Origin of the sequence: Pseudomonas cyclaminis (assembly GCF_015163715.1) — a bacterium.
GTDB classification, from domain to species: domain Bacteria; phylum Pseudomonadota; class Gammaproteobacteria; order Pseudomonadales; family Pseudomonadaceae; genus Aquipseudomonas; species Aquipseudomonas cyclaminis.
Genome location: NZ_JADDUM010000242.1, coordinates 1 through 23,016, shown reverse-complemented (window position 1 = coordinate 23,016; position 23,016 = coordinate 1). Strand labels below are relative to the sequence as shown.

The 23,016-nt window shown below is 60.3% G+C and carries 16 protein-coding genes, 1 other RNA gene and 2 pseudogenes; 4 read left to right on the top strand and 15 right to left on the bottom strand.

Going from position 1 to position 23,016, the window contains the following annotated elements; genetic code table 11:
- Window position 1: 1 nt before the first annotated feature.
- From mraY to rsmI, 9 genes are all read right to left on the bottom strand, one after another.
- Window positions 2-1,084: a phospho-N-acetylmuramoyl-pentapeptide-transferase gene (gene mraY / locus IQK56_RS26005; protein ID WP_078740796.1), complete on the bottom strand. Its 1,083-nt coding sequence runs from the start codon at window positions 1,082-1,084 to the stop codon at window positions 2-4.
- On the bottom strand, window positions 1,084-2,454 hold the full coding sequence (locus IQK56_RS26000; protein ID WP_193863563.1) for a UDP-N-acetylmuramoyl-tripeptide--D-alanyl-D-alanine ligase: 1,371 nt from the start codon (window positions 2,452-2,454) through the stop codon (window positions 1,084-1,086). The genes mraY and IQK56_RS26000 overlap by 1 nt, the downstream gene beginning before the upstream one ends.
- Window positions 2,447-3,910, bottom strand: coding sequence for a UDP-N-acetylmuramoyl-L-alanyl-D-glutamate--2,6-diaminopimelate ligase (locus IQK56_RS25995; RefSeq protein WP_193863562.1), 1,464 nt, complete (start codon window positions 3,908-3,910; stop codon window positions 2,447-2,449). The genes IQK56_RS26000 and IQK56_RS25995 overlap by 8 nt, the downstream gene beginning before the upstream one ends.
- A complete protein-coding gene (locus IQK56_RS25990; protein WP_191629712.1) occupies window positions 3,910-5,652 on the bottom strand; it encodes a peptidoglycan D,D-transpeptidase FtsI family protein in 1,743 nt (580 codons plus the stop codon). Before IQK56_RS25990 ends, IQK56_RS25995 begins: the two co-directional genes overlap by 1 nt.
- Window positions 5,652-5,945, bottom strand: coding sequence for a cell division protein FtsL (ftsL, locus tag IQK56_RS25985; protein WP_017738702.1), 294 nt, complete (start codon window positions 5,943-5,945; stop codon window positions 5,652-5,654). Before ftsL ends, IQK56_RS25990 begins: the two co-directional genes overlap by 1 nt.
- Window positions 5,942-6,889 carry a 16S rRNA (cytosine(1402)-N(4))-methyltransferase RsmH gene (rsmH, locus tag IQK56_RS25980; RefSeq protein ID WP_425274582.1) on the bottom strand — a complete coding sequence of 316 codons (948 nt, stop codon included), beginning with the start codon at window positions 6,887-6,889 and terminating at the stop codon, window positions 5,942-5,944. Before rsmH ends, ftsL begins: the two co-directional genes overlap by 4 nt.
- Window positions 6,886-7,341, bottom strand: coding sequence for a division/cell wall cluster transcriptional repressor MraZ (mraZ, locus tag IQK56_RS25975; protein WP_003171868.1), 456 nt, complete (start codon window positions 7,339-7,341; stop codon window positions 6,886-6,888). The genes rsmH and mraZ overlap by 4 nt, the downstream gene beginning before the upstream one ends.
- 354 nt (window positions 7,342-7,695) lie before the next feature.
- Window positions 7,696-8,049, bottom strand: an RNA gene (rnpB, locus tag IQK56_RS25970) — RNase P RNA component class A.
- A gap of 96 nt (window positions 8,050-8,145) precedes the next feature.
- Window positions 8,146-9,018 (bottom strand): 16S rRNA (cytidine(1402)-2'-O)-methyltransferase, encoded by an 873-nt coding sequence (gene rsmI / locus IQK56_RS25965; protein ID WP_095184311.1) that lies wholly within the window; start codon window positions 9,016-9,018, stop codon window positions 8,146-8,148.
- A gap of 209 nt (window positions 9,019-9,227) precedes the next feature.
- Here rsmI and IQK56_RS25960 point away from each other — a divergent pair, with 209 nt between their 5' ends.
- The 4 genes from IQK56_RS25960 to IQK56_RS25945 all read left to right on the top strand — a co-directional run bounded on the left by IQK56_RS25960 (window position 9,228) and on the right by IQK56_RS25945 (window position 12,674).
- Entirely contained in the window at window positions 9,228-11,039 is a 1,812-nt protein-coding gene (locus IQK56_RS25960; RefSeq protein WP_193901876.1) for a penicillin-binding protein activator, read from the top strand.
- Window positions 11,039-11,410: a YraN family protein gene (locus IQK56_RS25955; protein WP_122307404.1), complete on the top strand. Its 372-nt coding sequence runs from the start codon at window positions 11,039-11,041 to the stop codon at window positions 11,408-11,410. Before IQK56_RS25960 ends, IQK56_RS25955 begins: the two co-directional genes overlap by 1 nt.
- A 92-nt stretch (window positions 11,411-11,502) precedes the next feature.
- On the top strand, window positions 11,503-12,096 hold the full coding sequence (locus IQK56_RS25950) for a phosphoheptose isomerase (protein ID WP_007904374.1): 594 nt from the start codon (window positions 11,503-11,505) through the stop codon (window positions 12,094-12,096).
- Window positions 12,093-12,674, top strand: a complete 582-nt coding sequence (locus IQK56_RS25945; RefSeq protein ID WP_032886311.1) for a BON domain-containing protein — start codon at window positions 12,093-12,095, stop codon at window positions 12,672-12,674. Before IQK56_RS25950 ends, IQK56_RS25945 begins: the two co-directional genes overlap by 4 nt.
- Before the next feature lie 69 nt (window positions 12,675-12,743).
- On the opposite strand, the gene IQK56_RS25940 is transcribed toward IQK56_RS25945, so the two are convergent.
- From IQK56_RS25940 to IQK56_RS25915, 6 genes and pseudogenes are all read right to left on the bottom strand, one after another.
- Window positions 12,744-13,517, bottom strand: a complete 774-nt coding sequence (locus tag IQK56_RS25940; protein WP_122307403.1) for a YiaD family glycine zipper/OmpA-like lipoprotein — start codon at window positions 13,515-13,517, stop codon at window positions 12,744-12,746.
- A 200-nt stretch (window positions 13,518-13,717) separates the two neighbouring features.
- Window positions 13,718-14,362 (bottom strand): MBL fold metallo-hydrolase, encoded by a 645-nt coding sequence (locus IQK56_RS25935; protein ID WP_150675045.1) that lies wholly within the window; start codon window positions 14,360-14,362, stop codon window positions 13,718-13,720.
- A 133-nt stretch (window positions 14,363-14,495) separates the two neighbouring features.
- Window positions 14,496-17,225: a winged helix-turn-helix domain-containing protein gene (locus IQK56_RS25930; RefSeq protein WP_193863561.1), complete on the bottom strand. Its 2,730-nt coding sequence runs from the start codon at window positions 17,223-17,225 to the stop codon at window positions 14,496-14,498.
- A gap of 241 nt (window positions 17,226-17,466) precedes the next feature.
- Window positions 17,467-18,521: pseudogene (locus IQK56_RS25925) on the bottom strand (DUF1329 domain-containing protein).
- Window positions 18,522-18,860: 339 nt separating this feature from the next.
- Window positions 18,861-20,734, bottom strand: a pseudogene (locus IQK56_RS25920) (DUF1302 domain-containing protein).
- Window positions 20,735-21,065: 331 nt separating this feature from the next.
- Window positions 21,066-22,748 (bottom strand): fatty acid--CoA ligase, encoded by a 1,683-nt coding sequence (locus IQK56_RS25915; RefSeq protein WP_150675049.1) that lies wholly within the window; start codon window positions 22,746-22,748, stop codon window positions 21,066-21,068.
- Between the last annotated feature and the right edge of the window lie 268 nt (window positions 22,749-23,016).

Below are 23,016 nucleotides of genomic sequence, written 5' to 3'. Positions count from 1 at the left end.
TCTACCTCAGTTTCAGGGTGGCAAGGCCGACCAGTACCAGAATCACGGTGATGATCCAGAAACGGACAATCACGCGTGGCTCCGGCCAGCCCTTGAGTTCAAAGTGGTGGTGAATCGGCGCCATGCGGAACACGCGACGCCCGGTCAACTTGAAGGACGCCACCTGGATGACCACCGACAGGGTTTCCATCACGAACACGCCGCCCATGATGAACAACACGATTTCCTGGCGGACGATCACCGCAATGGTGCCCAAGGCTGCGCCCAGCGCGAGGGCGCCGACGTCGCCCATGAAGACTTGTGCCGGGTAGGTGTTGAACCACAGGAAACCCAGGCCGGCACCGATCAAGGCGCCGCAGAACACAATCAATTCACCCGCGCCCGGTACATAAGGGATCAGCAGGTATTCGGCGAATTTCACGTTACCCGACAGGTAGCAGAAGATGCCAAGCGCGCCGCCCACCATCACCGTCGGCATGATCGCCAGGCCGTCGAGGCCGTCGGTCAGGTTCACCGCGTTGCTGGAGCCGACGATCACAAAGTAGGTCAGCACCACGAAGCCGATGCCCAGTGGAATGCTGGCGTCCTTGAGCATCGGAATGATCAGGGTGGTTTCCACTGCGCTTGGCGCCGTGGTGTACAGGAAGATCGCCGCGCCCAGGCCGAATACCGACTGCCAGAAATACTTCCAGCGGCTCGGCAGCCCCTTGGAGTTTTTCTCGATCACTTTGCGGTAGTCGTCGACCCAGCCGATGGCGCCGAACAGCAACGTCACCAGCAGCACCGTCCAGACGTAGCGGTTGTGCAGATCAGCCCAGAGCAGAGTGCTGATGCCGATCGACGACAGGATCAGCGCGCCGCCCATGGTCGGAGTGCCGGACTTGGACAGGTGCGACTGCGGGCCGTCATTACGAACCGATTGACCAATTTGCAGGTTCTGCAGGGTGCGGATCATCCACGGCCCCAGAAACAGCGACAGAGACAGCGCGGTCAGCACACCCAGGATCCCGCGCAGGGTCAGGTACTGAAAGACCGCGAAGCCTTTGTGGAACTGTTGCAGATACTCAGCCAGCAGCAGCAGCATTAATGTTTCTCCGTACTTGAACCGCACAAGGCCACGACGACGTTTTCCATCACCGCGCTGCGCGATCCCTTGATCAAAATGGTTGTGTGTTTGTCTTGTTCTGCTGCGCCCAAAGCCTGGATCAGCTCGGCCTGGGTCGCGAAATGCCGCGCACCGGGCCCAAAGGCATCAACGGCGTGAGCCATGTTCGGGCCGACCGCGTAAAGGGCATCGACGTTGCCACAGGCATAAGCACCGACGTCGCGATGGGACTGTTCGGCCCAATCGCCCAATTCTGCGATATCGCCCAGCACCAGGACCTTGCGACCGTCGAAGCCTTTGAGCAGGTCAATGGCGGCGCAAACCGAGGACTGGTTGGCGTTGTAGGTGTCATCGATCACGCGCATGCCGTTGGTGGCCAACTGCGCCACGGTGCGACCTTTCACCGGCTGCACCGCGCCCAGGCCCGTGGCGATGCCGAACAGCGACACGCCCAGCGCATGGGCGGCAGCGGCGGCGGCCAGGGAATTGGCGACGTTATGGTTGCCCAGCAGATTCAACTGCACATGTTCGTCACCTTGCGGGGTGTGCAAGGTGAAGGATGGGCAGCCACGGGCATCCACGGTGATGTTGGACGCGTGGAAATCTGCAGCGGCATTCAATACGGCAAACGTCAGCACCTTGCGACCGGCGGCGCGTACACGCCAGGTCTCGAAAGCCTTGTCGTCGAGGTTCAATACGGCGGTGCCCGAAGCGTCGAGACCTTCAAGGATTTCGCCCTTGGCTTCGACGATTTTTTCCGGGCCGCCGAACTCGCCTACATGGGCGGTCCCGGCGTTATTGATAATGGCCACTTGGGGTTTGGTCAGCGCCACGGTGTAGGCGATTTCACCGACCCGCGAAGCCCCCAATTCGATCACTGCCGCCGTGTGTTCCGGGGCCAGTTCGAGCAGGGTCAGCGGAGCGCCGAAATCATTGTTCAGGTTGCCACGGGTCGCAAGCACCGGGCCACGTGTGCGCAGTACACCGGCGAGCAGTTCCTTGACCGTGGTCTTGCCGCTGGAGCCAGTGACGGCTGCGACAGGCTTATCGAACGCCGCACGGTTGAGCGCACCCAATTGGCCGAGGGCCAGGCGGGTATCGGCGACCAGCAGTTGCGGCAAGCCCGAATCGGCGACTTCGCGCTGCACCAGGGCACCCACGGCACCTTTGGCGGCAACGTCGTTCAGGTAATCGTGACCGTCAAAGCGTGGGCCGGCCAAGGCGACAAACAGTTGCCCTGGCTTGATGGCGCGGCTATCGATGCTCACGCCATCGAAGCGGCAATCGCTCGACAGCATGCGGGCCGACAGGGCCTGGGTCAGTTCACCGAATGTCATCGCCTTAAGCATGGGCAACCTCCCAAGCGGTCAAGGCATGATCGGCCTCGACCAGATCAGAGAAGGCATGCCGCTCGCCATTGATTTCCTGGTAGTCCTCGTGGCCTTTACCGGCCAGTACGACCACGTCGTCAGCGCTGGCGCCGGCGATCAATTGGGCGATGGCCGCACCGCGACCGGCAACGAACGTCGCCTTGGAGGCGTCTTTGAAGCCTGCGCGGATATCGTCGAAAATCTGGCTAGGGCTTTCGCTGCGCGGGTTGTCATCAGTGACCAGCACGCCGTCGGCCAGGCGCTCGACAATCTCGGCCATCAGCGGGCGCTTGCCGCGATCACGATCACCGCCGCAACCGAACAGGCACAGCAACTTGCCTTTGGCGTGAGGGCGCAGGGCTTCGAGGACTTTTTCCAGGGCATCCGGGGTATGGGCGTAATCAACCACCACCAGCGGCTGCGTGCCGCCACCCAGGCGTTGCATGCGACCGGCCGGACCTTCCAGCTTCGGCAGCACCTTGAGGATCTCGTCCAAGGCGTAGTCCAGGCCAAGCAACGCGCCGATGGCGGCGAGGACGTTGCTCAGGTTGAAACGCCCAAGCAACGTGCTGCGCAGGTGGTGTTCGCCCTGAGGCGTTACCAGCGTGGCGCGCACGCCTTCGTCATTGAATTGGGCTTCGCGGCAATACAGGTACGCGCTGGCGTCCAGCAGGCTGTAGCTGATCAATCGCGATTCGCTGTCCTGGGCAGCCAGTTGGCGACCGAATTCATCGTCCAGGTTCACAACCCGGCACTTCAAGTCACTCCAGGCGAACAACTTGGCCTTGGCGGCGGCGTACGCCTCCATGGTGCCGTGATAGTCCAGGTGGTCACGGGACAGGTTGGTCATCACCGCCACGTCAAACGCCAGGGCGGTCACGCGGCCCTGATCCAGGCCGTGGGACGAGACTTCCATGGCAACCGCCTTGGCACCGGCCTTTTTCAGGTCGGCCAGGGTCGCTTGCACGGCAATAGGATTCGGCGTGGTGTGCAGGCCGCTTTGCAGCGCGCCATAAAAACCGGTGCCCAAGGTACCCACGATCCCGCAGTGCTGACCCAGCAGGTCAAGCGCCTGGGCGACCAGTTGGGTCACGCTGGTCTTGCCGTTGGTGCCCGTCACGCCCACCAGATTGAGGTGACGACTCGGGTCGCCATAGAAGCGCCCGGCGATGTCCGACAATTGCTTGGCCAAACCTTTGACCGGGATCAGCGGCACGTCGGTGATCGGCAGCACGGTGGCGCCTTCCACTTCATAAGCCACGGCTGCTGCGCCACGCTGCAAGGCGTCGGCGATGTGCGCACGACCATCGAGCTTGCCACCCGGCACCGCCAGGAACAGGTCACCGGCACGCACATTACGACTGTCCAGAGTCAACTCGCGAATCAGCAGATCGCGGCCGGCGTGGGCAAAAATCTTGTTCAGGCTAAGGGACATCAGCCGCGCCCTCCATTGGCTTTGACTACAGCGGCCGGTGGTCCGGCGTTCGCTTGTTGGGTCGGCGGCAGGTTGTCCGGCGTGATGTTCATCAGGCGCAGGGTGCCGGACATCACTTTGCTGAACACAGGCGCCGAAACCAGGCCACCGAAGTAACCGGCTTTGCTCGGCTCGTCGATCACCACAACAATGGCGTAGCGTGGGTCGCTCATCGGGCCGAAGCCGGCGAACAGCGAACGGTAGGAGTTTTCGGCGTAGCCCTTGGTCCCCACCGAGGTCTTACGTGCGGTACCGGACTTGCCTGCCACGTGATACGCCGGCACCTGGGCACGGAACACACCACGCGGCGCTTCGATCACTTGTTGCAGCATGCCCTGCATGGTCTTGGCGACGTTTTCCGGGATGACCTGGGTGGCTTTTGGCGCTTCGTCAACGTGGATCAGGCTCAATGGCACCATGCGGCCATTGTTGGCCAGCACGGAGAAGGCATGGGCCAGTTGGATCGCGGTCACGGACAGGCCGTAACCATAGGAAAGCGTGGCGGTCTCGGCTTTTTTCCAGTCGCGGTAGTTCGGCAGGTTGCCGACGCGCTCACCGGGGAAATCCAGGCCGGTGGGTTGGCCCAGGCCGATTTTTTGCGCCAGGTGGTAGATGGTTTCGCCGCCGATATCAAACGCGACCTTACTCATGCCCACGTTACTGGAGTTGATCAGGATACCTGTCAAATCCAGCACCGGACCCTCGGTGCGCGATACGTCACGAATGGTGTATTTGCCCAACTGCAAGGTGCCCGGATAGACCTCGACCTTGTCGCTGGGCTTCCAGCGTCCGGTTTCCAGGGCGGCACTCATGGAGATGGCTTTCATGGTCGAACCCGGCTCGAACACGTCGATCATGGCGCGGTTGCGCATCATCGCCGGTTGCAGGTTGCGACGGTTGTTCGGGTTGTAGGTCGGCTGGTTGACCATGGCCAGGATCTCGCCGGTCTTCACGTCCATGATCACCAGGCTGCCGGCCTTGGCGCCGTTCTCGATGATCGCGTTACGCAGCTCGCGGTTGGCCAGGTATTGCAGGCGCAGGTCAATCGACAACGCCAAGGGCTTACCGGCCTTGGCGTTTTTGGTGACTTGGACATCCTTGATCAGTCTGCCGCGCCGATCCTTGATGACTTGTCGTTTGCCGGGAACCCCGGCCAGCCATTCATCGTAGGCCAACTCCACGCCTTCGCGACCGTGGTCATCGATGTCGGTAAAGCCGACCATATGGGCGGTGGTTTCACCGGCCGGGTAGAAACGACGGAACTCCTCGATGCCGTAGACACCGGGGACTTTAAGGTCGAGCACTTGCTGGCCTTGTTCGGGGGTGAGACCGCGAACGAGGTAGATGAATTCTTTGTTGGCCTGGGCTTCAAGGCGCTCAGCCAAGGCTTTTGGGTCCTGGCCCAAGGCAGCAGCCAGTTGCGGCCACTTGTCCTTGGCCACCTGCAATTCCTTGGCGTTGGCCCACAGAGTGGTCACCGGCGTACTGACGGCCAGAGGCTCGCCGTTACGGTCGGTGATCAGGCCGCGGTGCGCAGGAATCGGGATATGACGCAGGCTACGGGCGTCGCCCTGGCCGATCAGGAAGTCGCGGTCGACCACCTGCAGGTCAATGATCCGCCAGGCAATCGCACCCACCATCAATGCCAGCAAGCCGAGCATCAGGCGGAAGCGCCACGGGTAGAGTGCGCCTTCGAGTTTCATCATGGCGCCACCATGCGGACTTCGGCCGCGCCCGGGATGTGCATTTTCAGTTGTTCGGTCGCCAGCACTTCGATACGGCTATGGGCCGTCCAGGTGCTTTGCTCCAGGATCAACCGGCCCCACTCCGCCTGCGCTTTGTCGCGCACGCTCAATTCCCCATAGAGGGTATTGAGCAATTGACGGTTGTAGTGAGCGCTGTAGGACACCGCAATCGCGGACACCAGCACGCCAACGTACAGCAGCATCATAAAGAAGCTGCCGCCCGGCAGGGGCTTGGCGAACAACTTGCTCACCGCAGCTTCTCCGCGACGCGCATGACGGCGCTACGGGAACGTGGGTTGGCCTTGAGTTCCGCTTCGGAAGCGAACTGCGCTTTGCCATGGATTTTGATTTTCGGCACAAAGGCCTCGAAACGCACCGGCAGGTTGCGCGGCAGGTTGTCGGACTCACCCTTGACCAGGCGACGCATGAACAATTTGACGATGCGGTCTTCCAGGGAGTGGAAGCTGATCACCACCAGGCGACCGCCGACCTCCAACGCGTCCAGAGCGGCTTCGAGGCCTGCTTCCAGATCGCCCAATTCGTTGTTGACGTGAATACGCAGGCCCTGGAACGCACGGGTCGCCGGGTTCTTGCCCTTTTCCCAGGCAGGGTTGGCGACTTTCAACACTTCGGCCAGGTCGGCGGTGCGCTCGAACGGCTGGATTTCGCGGCGTTCGACCACGGCACGGGCCATGCGACCGGCGAAGCGCTCTTCACCGTATTCCTTGAACACGCGGGCGATTTCTTCATGGGGAGCGGTGGCGATGAACTGTGCCGCGCTGATGCCACGGGTAGGGTCCATGCGCATGTCGAGGGGGCCGTCGTTCATGAAACTGAAGCCGCGCTCCGGATCATCGAGCTGAGGCGAAGACACGCCCAGGTCGAGCAAAACCCCGGCCACCTTGCCCGCCATGCCGCGCTCGGCCACTTCGGCACCCAGCTCGGCAAAGCTGCGCTGCACAACGACAAAGCGGCCGTCTTCGGCCGCTAGCGCTTGCCCGGTGGCAATCGCTTGGGGGTCTTTGTCGAACCCGAGGAGCTTACCGTCGGACCCGAGCTGGCTGAGTATCAACCGGCTGTGCCCGCCCCTGCCGAAGGTGCCATCCAAATAGCAGCCATCCGCGCGTACGGCGAGAGCCTCAACGGCTTCGTCAAGCAGTACGGTGATGTGGTTAAAGCCGCTATCAATAGTCACAGGATCAAATCACGCAGTTCATCAGGCATAGCGCCCGGTTGTTGAATAGCAGCCAGGTCAGCTGCAGAAACAGCATCCCAGGCATCTTCGTCCCACAATTGGAACTTGTTCAGTTGGCCGACCAGCATTGCGCGCTTATCCAGCTTGGCGTACTCGCGCAGACGCGGGGGCACCAGGAAACGACCACTGCCATCGAGTTCAAGGTCGACGGCATTACCGATCAACAAACGCTGCAGACGGCGGTTTTCTTCACGCAATGAAGGCAGGGCGCGCAATTTGGTTTCGATCAACTCCCACTCATCGAGGGGGTAAACACATAAACAAGGGTCAACGGCATCGATAGTGATGATCAACTGCCCGGAACTTCGCGAAATCAGCTCGTCACGATACCGGCTCGGCATAGCGAGACGGCCTTTTGCATCGAGACTGATAGCGTTAGCTCCGCGAAACACAGATGCGTTTCTCCAAATTTTAGCGTTTTACGTTCAAAAAACCCACTTTGTGCCACTTTCCGCCACTTGCGCACACTATAGGAATGCGCCCACCACACCGTCAAGGCGCGGATTCAAGGAAAAGCCTTACAGAACGGAGATTTAGGAGCGTAAAAGCAGGAGAAACCAGAGTTCGACGGTGTTTTTGACCCAGCAAGGTCAAATAGCTCAAAGAGCTACGACTTAGAGTTAAAGTAATTTATTAAGAGTAAGATTTTTTTGGTATTACGAAGATGCATCTGCCAATGATTTGGCAGGGAGGGATTCTTGCGTTACTACCGAGTTTCTGCCTGAGATTCAGGCAGAGGAAAAAAGGTGGAGAGTCGATCTGTAAGCCGGGTTCTGTCTTGAACAGTCATTCGTCTACGATGGCCATCACTGGACACCTTTAGCAACCTACCCGGTCCCAGCGCGGGCCACGCCTTGGGACCCTATTTGGTCTTGCTCCAAGTGGGGTTTACCTAGCCACGAACTGTTGCCAGTCGTGCGGTGCGCTCTTACCGCACCTTTTCACCCTTACCGGCACCGAAGTGCTTAGGCGGTTATTTTCTGTGGCACTTTCCGTAGGCTCACGCCTCCCAGGCATTACCTGGCACTTCGCCCTATGGAGCCCGGACTTTCCTCCCCCCCCTAATTTTCATAGAGGGCAGCGACTGTCCAATCGACTCTCCGCCGCGCAGGTTAACGGCACGGCGGCCTCAGGACAAGTACTAAAAGTGCAGCATCGCCATCACGTTCAGACGAGATACAGCTATAAGCCCGGAACTATTCAGCTTTTTGTTTATCCAGCGCGACTTGATACAACACGTTCTTGCGCAAGCCGGTGATTTCCGCCGCCAGGGCTGCGGCGCGCTTGAGGGGCATTTCCTTGAGCAGCAGGTCCAGGATACGCATGGCCTCGCTGCCGACCGCATCTTCGGCCTCCGGCGCCGTCCAGCCCGCCACCAGGACCACACACTCGCCACGCTGCTGATTGCTGTCACCTTCGACAAACGCACGCAACTCCTCCAGGGGCAGCCCCTTGAGGGTTTCGAAGGTTTTGGTCAGTTCACGGGCCAGCAATGCCAGGCGCTCGCCGCCGAACACCAATTCCATATCCTGCAGACATTCAAGGATGCGGTGCGGCGCTTCGTAGAAGATCAGGGTCCGCGGCTCTTCCTTTACCGCCTCAAGACGCGCACGCCGCCCCACCGCCTTGGCCGGCAGGAAACCCTCGAAGATGAAGCGGTCCGAAGGCAGGCCTGCCGCCGACAACGCAGCAATCAGCGCGCACGCCCCCGGAACAGGCACTACATTGATACCAGCGGCCCGCGCCTGGCGAACCAGGTGGTAACCCGGATCGGAAATCAGCGGCGTGCCCGCGTCGGAGATCAGCGCCACATCGTCACCGGCCAGCAGGCGTACGATAAAGCGGCTGCCTTCTTCGCGCTCGTTGTGCTCGTGGCAGGCGGCTAATGGCGTGCTGATACCAAAATGCTGCATCAACCGTTGGGAGTGCCGCGTGTCTTCCGCCGCGATCAATTTAACCTCGCGCAACACTTTCAGCGCCCGGGCACTGATGTCGTCCAGGTTGCCAATGGGCGTCGCCACGACAAAAAGCGAGCCTGCAGTGGAATTCAAAGGACCTGGAGCAGTCAAAACGCACACCTCGATGGTTGGCAAAAGCCATATTGTAGCGCGTAGACGCCTTGAAAATATGCCATCACGGCCGATGCCTTTTCAGCCTTTGCTTACCGACAGCAACATTTGCACGACCTAAATCGACGGTTTCACGCCAGTAACATCGCGCCTGGGCCAGTGCTTGGGTACAATTCCACGCTAATTTGATCGGTATCAGGAACACTTACATGATCGCTTGCCTGCGGCTGCTCTCCGCCCTCTGCCTCGCTGCCCTACTGGCGGCTTGCGCCAGCTCGCCCTCGTCCAGCCTTGGCGAACTTCCACGGACCCCGGATGCCAGTATCGAGCAACTGCTCGAACAGGCCACCACCGCCAAGACGCCAGAAAAGGCCGCATTGCTGCGCCTGAGTGCGGCAGACATGGCCTACAAACAGAACAACCCGGGCCGCTCGTCGCAGATTCTTGCCCAAGTGTCCCTGGATGTCCTCAAGCCAGCCGCACAAGTATTTGCCAGCACACTGGCCGCCGAACTGGCCATGGCGCGCAATCAGCCCAAAGCCGCGCTGACGGCCTTGAACCATCCAAGCCTGCAAAGCCTGAAGGACCTGCCGACCGAACAGCAGATCCGCACCGGGACCGTGCATGCCCGCGCTTACGAAGCCGATGGCCAGACCCTCGCCGCGGCCCGCGAGAGGGTCGCGATGGCGCCACTGCTGACTGGCGAGGCCGCCAACAGTAATCACGAAGCCATCTGGACCCTGATTGCCGCACTGCCGGCCGAACAGCTGCAAGCCAGCGGCAACCCGACCCTGGACGGCTGGATCACCCTGGCCCAGGCGGTCAAGGGCGCCGGTACGCTGGAGCAACAACAGGCGGCTATCGACACCTGGCGCGCTCAGAACCCGGGCCACCCGGCCGCCGTGCAGCTGCCTACGCCGCTGACCAAGCTCAAGGAACTGGCCAGCCAACCGCTGAACAAGATCGCCCTGCTGCTGCCACAGGAAGGCCCGCTGGCCTCCGTCGGCAAGGCGTTGCGCGAAGGCTTCATGGCGGCGCACTACCAGGCTGAACAAGCCGGGCAGAAGCCACCGGTGATCGAGTTCTATGACAGCTCGCGGCTGACCTCCATCGACGACTTCTACGCCAAGGCCCAGGCCGCCGGCGTGCAATTGGTCGTCGGCCCACTGGAGAAGCCGCTGGTCAAACAGCTCAGTGCGCGCCCGCAACTGCCGATCACCACCCTGGCGCTGAACTACAGCGAGACCGATCAAGGCCCCGCGCAATTGTTCCAGTTCGGCCTGGCGGCTGAAGACGAAGCCCGCGAAGTGTCGCGCCGTGCCCGTGCCGACGGCCTGCATCGCGCAGCCGCGATGGTGCCCCGTGGCGAATGGGGTGAGCGCGTCTACAAGGCGTTCCGCCAGGACTGGGAAGCCAATGGCGGCACCGTCATGGGTGTCGAGTATGTCGACCAGCCGGTCGCCCTGGCCCAGCAGATTGCCGACCTGTTCCAACTGCGTAAAAGCGAAGGCCGTGCCAAAAGCCTGCAAAGCACCGTGGGCACCGACGTCGCGGCACAACCGTCGCGTCGCCAGGACATCGAGTTCATCTTCCTCGCCGTCACCCCGCAGCTGGCCCAGCAGATCAAGCCGACCCTGAACTTCCAGTACGCCGGTGACGTGCCGGTCTACGCAACGTCCCACGTGTTCAGCGCCAGCGGTGACCGCAACCAGTACCTGGACATGACCAACGTGATGTTCTGCGAAACGCCTTGGCTGCTCAACACCACCGATCCGCTGCGTAACCAGGTTGCTGCACAATGGCCGCAAGCCAATGGCAGCCTTGGTCGCCTATATGCAATGGGCGTCGACGCCTACCGCCTCGCGCCACGCCTGGGCCAGCTCAAGGCGCTGCCGGATACACGGGTCGATGGCCTTTCGGGCAACCTGGGTATCAGTGGCAACCAGCGCGTTGATCGCCAGATGCCCTGGGCCAAGTTCGTCGGTGGCGAGGTCCAACGCCTGCCGGACACCCCACGCTGATGCCCGAGCGGTCCAGCGCGCAATGCGGCAAGGATGCCGAACTTCAAGCTCTGCAACACTTGCAGCAACAGGGTCTGCGCCTGCTGGCGCAGAACTGGTTGTGTAAACGCGGCGAGCTTGATCTGGTCATGCTTGACGGCGATACAGTAGTATTCGTCGAAGTCCGCTACAGAAAACACGCACAATGGGGTGGCGCGCTCGCCAGTATCGACGGGCGCAAGCGTCAGAAGCTGATACTCGCCGCGCAGTTTTTCCTGCAAAAAGAGCATCGCTGGGCCGACGCCCCCTGCCGTTTCGACGTGGTTGCCATGGAAAGCACACCGTCTGGCAAGGCTGATCTGAACTGGCTCAAAGATGCCTTCGACAGCTGACTCACCGGACATCTTCACCACACACTTTTGCTCTTTGCTTTGCGGGCTGCACATTCCTGTGCCAAACAGCCGCGCTACTTAAGGTCACACAGATGGACATGCAATCCCGAATTCGCCAGCTTTTCCAGGCCAGCATCGACACCAAGCAACAGGCGATGGACGTACTTGCACCGCACATCGAGCAAGCCAGTCAGGTCATGGTCAATGCCTTGCTCAACGAGGGCAAAATGCTTTCGTGCGGCAACGGTGGTTCGGCTGGCGATGCCCAGCATTTCTCGTCCGAGCTGCTCAATCGCTTCGAGCGTGAGCGTCCGAGCCTGCCGGCTATCGCCTTGACGACCGATTCGTCGACAATCACCTCGATTGCCAACGACTACAGCTACAACGAAATCTTCTCCAAGCAGATCCGCGCCCTGGGCCAACCGGGCGATGTCCTGCTGGCGATTTCCACCAGCGGCAACTCGGCGAATATTATTCAAGCGATCCAGGCCGCACATGATCGCGAAATGATTGTCGTAGCATTGACCGGACGCGATGGCGGCGGCATGGCCTCGCTGCTGCTGCCCGAAGATGTTGAAATTCGCGTCCCGGCCAATGTCACCGCACGTATTCAGGAAGTCCACCTGCTGGCGATCCACTGCCTGTGCGATCTGATCGACAGCCAACTGTTTGGGAGTGAAGAATGACCGTTAACCGCCTCGGCCTCTTGGCCATTACGCTGTGCCTCGGCATCAGCGGCTGCAGCACGGCGATCACTGCAACACGTGACACCCCTATTCAGGATGACAAGGGTACCCGCACCTTCGGCAGCAAGATCGACGACTCGTTGATCGAAACCAAGGTCGAAGTCAACGTCGCCAAAGCCGCCACGGATCTGGGCAACGGTGCGTCACGCATCGTCGTCACCAGCTTCAACGGTGTCGTACTGCTCGCTGGTCAAACCCCGCGGGCCGATCTCAAGGCTCAAGCAGAGCAAGCAGCCGCTTCGGTTCAGCGCGTCAAGAAGGTCCACAACGAATTGCAGGTCATGGACCCGATCACCCTGCTGGCCATCAGCAACGATGCGCTGCTGACCACCAAGATCAAGGCGCAGATGCTGACCGACAACGCGATCCCCGGCTCGCGGATCAAGGTCGTGACAGACAACGGTATCGTGTACCTGATGGGCTTGCTGACCCAGGCAGAAGCCACCCGAGCCTCCAACCTGGTACAGGGTGTATCCGGTGTGCAGAAAATCGTGAAGGTGTTCGAATACATCGACTGATGTAACCGACAGCCACAAAAAAAGGGCGCCGTGCATTGATTGCACGGCGCCCTTTCTATTTGCTGCTGTTTACTGGTACTGCGAGTAGGGGTTGCCCTGGAACTGGTTGTTCTGTTGTGGCGCCTGTTGCTGGGCGGCTGGCTGGCCGTACTGCTGGCCAGGGATCGGGCCGAGGTTAACTTCCACACGACGGTTCTGGGCACGACCGTTGACGTCGGCGTTGCTGGCAATCGGGTTATCCGGGCCGGCACCGCGTGCGCTCAGGTTTGCACCGTTGACGCCTTGGGAGGTCAGGTAGTTGGCCACGCTCTGCGCACGACGCTGGGACAGATCCATGTTCAGTTGGCGGCTACCGGTGCTGTCGGTGTAGCCCACGATCTGGATGGTGTTCTGGTTGAACTGCTTGAGGGAGTTGGCCAGGTTGTTCAGCGGCTGGTAGAAGCTGCTGGAGATCGCGTCCGAGTTGGTGGCAAAGGTGATGTTGCCCGGCATGATCAGCTTGATCTGATCGCCTTGGCGCTGCACTTCAACCCCGGTGTTGGCCATGCTCTCGCGCAGTTTCTTTTCCTGCTGGTCGGCGTAGTAGCCGTAACCCGCAGCGCCAGCACCTGCAACCACTGCACCGATCAGCGCGCCTTTGCCCCGGTTGTTGTGGTCGATGGCAGCACCGGCCAATGCACCGGCCAGAGCACCGAGACCGCCGTACTTGGCGGTTTTGCTCATACCGCTGGATTCATTATTCGCCTGTCCCTGGCTGCTGCCGTCATAAGGATTAGGTGAAGCGCAGCCGGATAACAGGGCTACGGCGGTGGCGACAACAAGCAGACGACGCGGAGTGAACATGAAGGGAGCTCCTACTTATGCATTCTGTGGTGCAGAGGACATTGGCAATGGACCTGTGCCGAGGTTTGAACACGACAAATGGCAAAAATTCCGTGACCACTCGCGCAGCTGTAACAAAAGGTTAGCCACATTACCGCTATAGAAAACGTAGCAGACCTCAGCTGAACGCGACCTGCGTTTTTGCTACAACAGATTGCCCCTCAAGCCCGCACAAATGGATTCTCGCGCATCTCCTCACCCAAGCGCGTATCCGGCCCGTGACCGGTGACCACCGTGGCGCCCTCGTCCAGCGTGTAAAGCCGCTGTTTGATCGAGCGCACGATAGTGGCCTGGTCCCCACCCCACAAATCCGTGCGCCCCACGCCACGCCGGAAAAGCGTGTCGCCGGCGATCAGCAGCTTGGCATCGGCAAACCAGAAACTCATCGAACCCGGCGTGTGTCCCGGCGTATGCAAGGCTACGCCGCAGCCGCAGGCCAATTCTTCGTTATCTTCCAGCCACCGGTCCGGCGACGGCACCGGGGTATAAGGCACGCGAAACATCTGGCACTGCATTTCCAGGTTGTCCCACAGGAACTGATCTTCCTTGTGCAGGTGCAACGTGGCGCCGGTTTTCTCTTTCAACTGGCCGGATGCCAGGAAGTGATCGAGATGAGCGTGGGTGTGGATGATGCTCACGACCTTCAGGCCCAGCGCGTCGAGGCGCGCGAGGATCAGCTCATGGTTGCCGCCGGGGTCGACCACGATGGCTTTTTTGGTGATGGGATCGCCGATGATGGTGCAGTTGCATTGCAGGGGGCCGACGGGGAAGGTTTCGCGGATGAGCGCGGGCGTTGTGGGTTCCATGGGCAGTCCTCGGGTGCAAATCAAATAGCGCTGAAGTAAATGCACCATTAAAACAGAAGGGGGAGTGCTTGCCGCTCCAGTGCGAGTAAACACGCTCGCCACAACAAGCTCGCCGACCTCACATCGTCAAGCGCTAGCCAATCAACCTCAGCTCCTGCGCCCGCGCCACCGCCTGGGTGCGTCGCTCCACGCCGAGCTTGCTGTTGATATGGCTGGCGTGGGTCTTGACCGTGTGCAGGGAGATAAACAGCCGGTTGCTGATTTCCTGGTTGGAGCAGCCTTGGGCAATGAGTTGCAGCACGGCCAGTTCCCGGACGCTCAGGGCCTCATGGTTAGGTGACACGTCAGCCGCCACAACGACGGGCAGCAGCATCAGGAGGCTCTGATTCAGCAATGCGTGGGGATCCTTGCCAAGTTGCTCGCGCATCCAGTCCGGGTGATTTTCCAGCAGCCTCTGGAAAGGTTGCAACGCCCCTCCGGCACCGGCCTCAAGCGCTCGAGCCAATACCGGCCGCGCCTTTGTGTCCTGACCGCCTTCCAACAGCAACTGCGCCTGCTGGGTAAGCGCCATCAGAGCAATCATCTGGCGCCCACTGCCATGGGCCTGTTGCGCCAGATCGTCGAGCCGCTGCAATGCCTCCTCCGGCTGATGACGAATGGCATCGAGGGCGGCTTGTTGCAGCCCGATATGTTGCGGCAAATGCGGATGGAATTCCGGCGCAGCGGCAGCCTGCTCGCCGTTGTAGGTCTGCCCGAGACGGGTCAACCAGGCGTCAGCCAGGTCGGTCCGGCCCTGGGCCAGCCACAGTTCGCATTTGATCAGGGTGATCATGGCCAGGTAGTAGATGGGCGGCACGTCCCAGATATGCATCAAGCGTTCGGCCTCGGCGAGTTCGGCGAAGGCTTTGGAGAAGTCGTTGCGCCGCCCTTCGAAGCTGGCGATCACGCAATGGCCGATCAGGACACTGATGTCGCGACAGGCGCGCGCCTCCGCCAGGCCTGCGCGCAGATGGGCGATACCGGCTTCTGGCTGATTGCGCACCAACAGCAGATAACCTTCGTACAACGACAAACGCGCACGCACCGCATAGAGCCGCTGCGGCGCCAGGCCGTGCAAACGTTGCAGGCCCTGGCGTACTTCATCAAGAGCCCGCAGGATTTCGCCGCGTGCTTGCAATACCCGCGCACGGTCGTAATGGGCCAAGGCTTCAAACAACGGGTTGCCGACGCGCTGCGCCAACTCCAGTGATTCGCGGTTCAGCCCACGGGCACGCCACAAGTCACCATCGGCAATCGCCAGGTTGGACAGTGTCGACAGGCACACCAGACGTTGCCCGTAACGCCGTTGCGGCAGACTTTCCAAGGCCTCGCTGCAATAACGCTCAGTCAACTCACGGTCACCCCGGCCACGGGCGATAATCCCGCTCAGCGCCAGCCACTGGGCCAGCATCGACTTTTGCGCCGTGGCCGAAGGGGCGGGCAGGAAGCGGCTGAGGTAGCCGGACAGTTCTTCCGCCGCATCCAGCTGACAGGCCAATCCCAATGCCCAGCTGTACAGCACGATCAAACGCGGTGTGCTGATCAACAGACTGTCGGGCAAGTCCATTTTCCAGCGCAGCAACATACCGACGTTCTGCTCGGCCAGCAGCTGTTCTTCGGACAGGTTCTGCACCAGGCTGGCCGCAACGTCCAGATGCCCGGCGCGTAAGGCCTGCTCTACCGCCTCGTCGATCAAGCCTTGGCCGTTGAACCAGCGGCAAGCGCGCAGATGCAGGCTGGCGGCCGGCAATACATTGCTGCTCGCACGGCGGGTGCGCAGCAGGTCGGAGAATAAATGATGATAGCGGTACCAGTGGCCCTGCTCGTCCAAGGGCACCAGGAAAACCTGGTGGGCTTGCAGGTAACGCAGGATCTCGGCGCTGTCATGGGCCTCTCGCACGGCGTCGCACAATTCGCTGCAGAAACGATCCTGGGGGGCCGTGTCGAACAGGAACGCCTGCACTTCGTGCGGCAGGCAGTCGATCACCTCTTCCAGCAAATAGTCGCGGATCAGCCCTTCCCCACCGTGCAGGTTTTGCGGCAAGGCGCCTTCGTTGCCCGCTTCGGAAGCCGCCAGCAGCCAGAAGCGCAGCCCCGCCACCCAGCCTTCGCTGCGGCGGATCAGGTTGTCGAGGGCCTCACCGCTCAGGGAACTGCTGTGGCGATCCAATAGCGCCTGGGATTCGGCATGGGTCAGGCGCAGGTCTTGCTCGTGCAACTCCAACAGGTGCCGCGACAGGCGCAAGCGTGCCAGATGCCAGTCCGGGCGCTGGCGACTGGTAACCAGTACCACCAGGCCGTCAGGCAGATGATTGAGGAAAAATTGCAGGCAGCGGTCCAGCACCGGGCCCTGGGCCAGGTGATAGTCGTCCAGCACCAGCAGCAACGGCGCACGCGTGGACAGATTGACCGCCAGCTCATCAAGCAAGCCATCGAGCCATTCTTCAAAGGCAAAAGGTTGGTGACGCTGGCGCATTTTCAGCAGGCCCAGGGATTGGGCGCCGAGTGCAGGAAAGTAGTGCTGCAACCCTTCGAGCAGACGCTCAAGGAAGCGTCCTGGGTCGTTGTCCCGAGGGTTCAGGCCCAGCCACAGGCTTTGCCAGTGGGATGGCAGGCTCTGGCAGAACTCCACCGCCAACGAACTCTTGCCGAACCCCGCCGGGGCGCTGACCAGGAGCAACCGCCCGTCAAGGCCGGCGCTCAACCGTTCACACAGGCGGGGGCGCAGCACGTAGCCGTCAGGCAGCGGAGGCCTGTAGAAGCGACCTTCCAGGGTCGGGATTACCACACTGGCAGGCCCATGGATTCGGGACAGATCAGTCATCGCCGGGCTCTTGTAGAAGGCTGTTGTCGGCATTGCAGATGTCCGCAGACTAGCGGTAAAAGCAGCAGGTTTGTAGATCTTTGCAACATTTGCCTGAAAAAGAACTGCGACAAAAAATATCGCCACAAACGAAAAGTGGGAGGGGGCTTGCCCCCGATAGAGGCGGATCAGTCAATCCATGGCTGACTGTCACACCGCTATCGGGGGCAAGCCCCCTCCCACATTGGGGCATTAGTACAAGTTAGCGAACACCGTCCTGGCGCAGGGCCGCTGGGGTGAAGTCGCTGGTGGTGGCGGTGAAGCCGAAGTCATAGGCCTGCTTCTCTTCGTTCTTCATGCCGAGCGCCAGGTAACGGCCGGATTGCAGGTCGTAGAGGGTTTCCAGGGCGTACCACGGCACTTGTTTGTCGTAGTAGTTCTCGGCATGGGCTTCGGCGACGCGCCACAGCTGGCCACGACCGTCGTAGTGATCGATCACCGCGGCTTGCCAGGTGTCTTCGTCGATGAAGAAGTCACGCTTGGCATAGATATGACGCTGGCCTTCCTTCAAGGTGGCGACCACGTGCCACACGCGGCGCAGCTCGTAGCGTGTCAGGTCCTGGTTGATGTGGCCGGCCTTGATGATGTCGGCGTACTTGAGCTTCGGATCGTCGATCTTGTAGCTGTTGGAGGCGATGTAGATTTCCTTCTTGCCTTCCAGTTTCCAGTCGTAGCGATCCGGCGCACCGTTGTACATGTCGAGGTTGTCGGAAGTCCGCAGGCCATCGGCGGCAGTACCCGGCCCGTCATAGGACACTTGCGGCGCCCGGCGCACACGGCGCTGGCCGGCGTTGTAGACCCACGCCGAACGCGGCTCCTTCACCTGGTCCAGGGTTTCGTGCACCAGCAGCACACCACCGGCCAGGCGTGCCGCGCGGTCACTTGCTGCTTGAAGTAGAACAGCACGTTGCCTGGGTTCTTCGGATCGAAGTCCTTCATCTTGTCGCGGAACACGAACTGATCGCGGAAGTACACCAGGCTGTAGGAACCGTTGGTTTGCGGCGTGGCCTGGGTCACCAGGCGGGTCACGCTGCCACCGCGATAACGGGTGATGTGGTTCCAGATAACCTCGACGCCCGTTTTCGGAATCGGGAACGGTACGGCCGTTTCGAAATTCTCAAGGCCGTTGCCGCCGGACACCAGGTTGGTGGTGGTGGCGTTCTTCTTGATGGAGGCGAACACCTCCGCCGGCACGGTGGCGCCACGATGGGTCGGGTAGACCGGCATCTTGAAGGTTTCCGGGTAACGCTTGAACATCGCGTACTGCCCCGGCGCCAGCTTGTCTTTGTACTGCTCGACGTTTTGCGCGGTGATGGTGAATTGCGGTTGTTCACTGGCGTAAGGGTTGGCCAGGAAACCTTTAGAATCCACAGCCCCCGCATTGGTCGGCAGCGGCGACCATTTCGGGATGGTGCCGGCCGCGTTACCGGCCATTTCCGCGCCCATCGGGGTCAGGCTGGTGCCCAGCTTGGCGGCTTCATCCGCCGACACTGCCGCCATGACGTTGCTCGCCAGGATCGACAGCCCAAGCACACCTACGTGCAACAGACTTTTGGTTATTTTCATGTTCTGGTTCTTCCTGAAAATACAGTGTGCTTAGAAGTTCGCGCCGAAGCTCAGGGCGACGAAGTCGCGGTCATTCGACGTGTTGAAGTCGCCACCAAAGAAGTTGGTGTAGGCAAGACTCGCCGTGTAGGTGTTCTGGTATTCAGCGTCCAACCCCAGGCTCACCGCCTTACGACCCTCTTCAAAGTTGCCGCCAGGACCTGGCGAGTAACCACTCACGTCATGGGACCACGCCACGTTAGGCTTGAGGTTCACCCCTGCGAAGACATCCGGGTACTCCCAGATTGCGCGGCCACGGTAGCCCCAGGAAGTGGACGTGGTGAAACCGTCGTTATTGCAATTTGCAGTACGGTTACTGCCGTCGGCGCCAGCACCAGCCCCAGTGATCGTGCCGGTGTTAAGCGCTGCACACAGGGCACCTTGTCCAGGACCATAAACGGGGTCACGCCCGTAACGTGCTTTGTCACGGCTTTCCAGGCCGCCTACGTGAGTCACACCCACTTCGCCTACCAACGTCAGGCGGCTTGCCCCCATGACCTGATCGAAAAAGTGCGTAAAGGTCGTCTGGACTGAGTGATTTCCTTACGACGGTAGCCATTCAGATCCGTGTCGGCGGCCCCTTTAAGCGGAGAAGCTGCACCCAGGCCGATCAACGGCGTGACGCCCGCATAGAGAATGTCGGTTGTGTTGAGCTGCACCGGAGCATTTGGCCGGTAGCTGAGTTCTCCGCTCCAGGCTGTGCCGGTAGGTAACGTTGTGGAGAAGCTCAAACCATAAAGGCGGATATCCTCGGGGTACTCGACGAAGTAGCTGGAGTTACCCGCGACAATAAGCGGACGAAGGCCCGCCGCTGGCGTAGGTGTCAGAGAGTTGGCCGCTGCATAAGTCGCAGCCGACGCCCCCCGAGCACTGAAAATCGGAGCCCGGCTGTGATAATTCATGAAGTAGGCGCCGAACTCGGTGTCCAACGGCTCGTAGTTATAGTGAAACGCCACGCCGAATTGACCGCTGTCGCGGGCATCGCGATCCGGTCCACGCTTGACCAGCACGCCTTCTTCGTTGACGTTGACCCCAAAGTTATTCAGCAGCGGCAAGGCGCCGGGCTGAGTCGCCAGGAACGAACGCTTGCTGAGCAGTCGGAGGTTATCGGTACAGCCATCGGAAATAACATCAGGCTGAGAGAAGAATGTTCCGCAGTTATCTGTAACAGTCTGGTCCCATTCCAACTGATAAAACGCTTCTGCCGACAAGTTATCAGTCAGGGTTTGCGACACGTAGAACATGTTGACCGGAATCAAGCCTTCCTTGATTTCGGCACCCGGACGACGGAATGCTGACACATCGATTGGGTTAACGGAGTTGATGCCGCCGCCAATGAAGGTGCTTTCACCCCAGCTAACGACTTGCTTACCGAACCGCACGTTGCCGGGCTGATCGGCAATGGAATAATTGTGATAGATGAATGCATCAAGAATCTGCCCACCCGAAGACTTGGCGCCCTCTTTGCGATTGTTATCGCTGATGTCCTTGAACTCACGGCTTTCATCCTTGAGTTCGAAGTCGTACCAGTATTTACCACGCACAAACACACCGGTATCGCCGTATTTCAGTTCCAGGTCGTGAATACCCTTGAAGATCTTTGAGAAGGTCTCACCACGCTTGAAATTCAGGTGACCATCGTCGGACGTCTGGGACAAGCCCGCTCCGCCGTTGTTGACGCCGATAAGGTCTCGGTCAGGCTTGGCTGTCGACCAACTCGCCCCCACAGAAAGCGACGAGTCAAAACTCCCTTCGATTTCACCGATATTGAAACTGACGCCGAATGCGGGCCCGGCGAGCGTAGAGGCGAGGCTGACGGCCAACGGCAATCTTGCCCGGCGCCAGAACTGGTTTACTGAGATCATCGACGCTACTCCATGTGCATTATTGTTATGGCAGTGAGTTCTTTTGTGATGCTTGTAACGGCCGGAATACAACGATTCCAATGCCGCCCTGGCAACTGAACCTCCATGGCCCGAAGCGACGCATCCTTGAAAAACTCTGAGTAGGACTATAGCCAGCAGGGGGTACCGCTTGATCCCTCTAAAGTGTGATTCGCATCACCGACCCGTCTGCCACAGCCCTTTCGCCATGTCGGCGAAGACCGACGCGGAGAGGATGGCTGAAAATCGGCAAATCACAAGTAGAGGCGCAAGATAGAGCATTGCCGTGCCCGAACGGGCACGGCGAGGGGCATCAGAGGGTGGACAGGAAGGTACTGTTGTTGGCCTGCCATTCGATGATGTCGATACGGATACGTTTTTTGTCGAGTTTGCCGACGCTGGTCTTGGGAATTTCAGTAACAACGGCAATCTGGCTCGGAATCGCCCACTTGCTCAAATGGCCCAATTCGACAAAAGGCTTGAGGTGCTCTTTGAGTTCACGGGCCCCTATCACATGGCCATCATGCACCACCAGCAGCGCAAACGGACGCTCGCCCCACTGCGGATCGGCGATGCCCACCACCGCTACTTCGCGTACCGCGGGGTGACGACTGACCAGGTCTTCCAGGGCCAGGGAGGAGATCCACTCGCCGCCGGTCTTGATCACGTCCTTGATGCGGTCGCGGATATCAATCACGCCAAACGCGTCGAGGGTGGCCACGTCGCCGGTGTGCATCCAGCCGCCCGCCCACAACTCGGCGCCCTTCTGCGGCTCGTTGAAATAACCTTCGCTGAGCCACGGCGCACGCAGCACCAGCTCACCCTGGGACTCGCCGTCGGCAGGCAGGAAGTTACCCTCAGTGTCCATGATCGCCGCTTCCACCAACGGTCCGGGCACGCCGGCTTTGATGCGGTAGGTGATGCGCTCGTCTTCGCTACCGGCCAACAGCTCTTCGTTGAGGTGAGCGCAGGACACCAACGGGCCAGTCTCGGACATGCCGTACGCGGCGGTCAGTTGAATCCCACGCGCCTTCGCCGCCTCATACAGCGTGCGATTGAGCGCGCTGCCGCCGATGACGATTTTCCAACCGCCAAAATCCACGCCTTGGGCAGCCTTGGCGTTGAGCACCATTTGCAGGATGGTCGGCACACAGTGGGAGAACGTGACCTTCTCCTTGCGCCACAGCTCCACCAGGTATTCCGGGTCGTAGCGGCCAGGGTAGACCTGCTTCAGGCCAAGCATGGTCGCCACATACGGCAGGCCCCAGGCGTGCACGTGAAACATCGGCGTGATCGGCATGTACACGTCGTTGGTGCCCAGCAGGCGCACGCTGTCGATGCTGCCCATGATGGTCGCCACGCCGATGGTGTGCAGTACCAGCTGGCGATGGGTGAAGTACACGCCTTTGGGGTTGCCGGTGGTGCCGGTGGTGTAGAAGGTGGTCGCGACGGAATGCTCGTCGAAATCCTCGAAGTCATACTTGGGGCTGGCGGCGGCGAGCAGGGTTTCGTACTCGCCCACTAGGTTCGGCAATTCGGCGGTCTTTGATTCGCCATCAGTGAGCAGCAGGGTCTTGTCGACGGTGGTGAGCTGCCCGGCGATGGCCTGGTACAGGCCCACGAACTCACTGTTGACCAGCACAAAGCGGTCCTCGGCGTGGTTCATGGTGTAGAGAATCTGTTCCGGAGACAGGCGCACGTTGATGGTGTGGATCACCGCGCCGATCATCGGGATGGCGAACATGCATTCCAGGTAGCGATGGCTGTCCCAGTCCATCACTGCCACGGTGTCACCGGCCTTGACTCCGGCCTCGGTAAGCACGTTAGCCAGACGTGCGACCCGCTCGATCAGGGTCGGGTAGGTGTAGCGCAACTTGTCGCGGTAGACGATTTCCCGGGTCTTTTCATAGCGAGCGCCGGACATCAGCAGGCGCTTGATCAACAGGGGGTATTGGTACGCACCTTCGGCGGGGGGAATAACACGGGTCTGCAACATACGAATCCCTTTTATGACTGCACGGTCTTGGCTGAACGATCTGCACTGTAGAGCGCTTATGTTTCAGCCAAATCAGCCAAAGGAATGATTTGCAGAGGCCGGGAAATGCTAGCCTTGAGCCACTATCCGGGCTCATGAAGATCACATGTGAGAGGGGGCTTCCCCGATGAGAGTGTTTCTAGCCAAGTTTTAATCAGCTGACCACCGCTATCGGGGGCACGCCCCCCTCCCACATTTGAACCCTGCCCCGCATGAACGAGCAGCGATT

Excerpts from the sequence above, each read along its gene's own strand:
- IQK56_RS25955 (WP_122307404.1), top strand. The coding sequence starts at position 11,039 with ATGCCCGAGCGGTCCAGCGCGCAATGCGGCAAGGATGCCGAACTTCAA.
- IQK56_RS25960 (WP_193901876.1), top strand. The coding sequence starts at position 9,228 with ATGATCGCTTGCCTGCGGCTGCTCTCCGCCCTCTGCCTCGCTGCCCTA.
- IQK56_RS25950 (WP_007904374.1), top strand. The coding sequence starts at position 11,503 with ATGGACATGCAATCCCGAATTCGCCAGCTTTTCCAGGCCAGCATCGAC.
- IQK56_RS25940 (WP_122307403.1), bottom strand. The coding sequence starts at position 13,517 with ATGTTCACTCCGCGTCGTCTGCTTGTTGTCGCCACCGCCGTAGCCCTG.
- IQK56_RS25930 (WP_193863561.1), bottom strand. The coding sequence starts at position 17,225 with ATGACTGATCTGTCCCGAATCCATGGGCCTGCCAGTGTGGTAATCCCG.
- IQK56_RS25915 (WP_150675049.1), bottom strand. The coding sequence starts at position 22,748 with ATGTTGCAGACCCGTGTTATTCCCCCCGCCGAAGGTGCGTACCAATAC.
- IQK56_RS26000 (WP_193863563.1), bottom strand. The coding sequence starts at position 2,454 with ATGCTTAAGGCGATGACATTCGGTGAACTGACCCAGGCCCTGTCGGCC.
- mraY (WP_078740796.1), bottom strand. The coding sequence starts at position 1,084 with ATGCTGCTGCTGCTGGCTGAGTATCTGCAACAGTTCCACAAAGGCTTC.
- IQK56_RS25995 (WP_193863562.1), bottom strand. The coding sequence starts at position 3,910 with ATGTCCCTTAGCCTGAACAAGATTTTTGCCCACGCCGGCCGCGATCTG.
- IQK56_RS25990 (WP_191629712.1), bottom strand. The coding sequence starts at position 5,652 with ATGAAACTCGAAGGCGCACTCTACCCGTGGCGCTTCCGCCTGATGCTC.
- IQK56_RS25935 (WP_150675045.1), bottom strand. The coding sequence starts at position 14,362 with ATGGAACCCACAACGCCCGCGCTCATCCGCGAAACCTTCCCCGTCGGC.
- IQK56_RS25945 (WP_032886311.1), top strand. The coding sequence starts at position 12,093 with ATGACCGTTAACCGCCTCGGCCTCTTGGCCATTACGCTGTGCCTCGGC.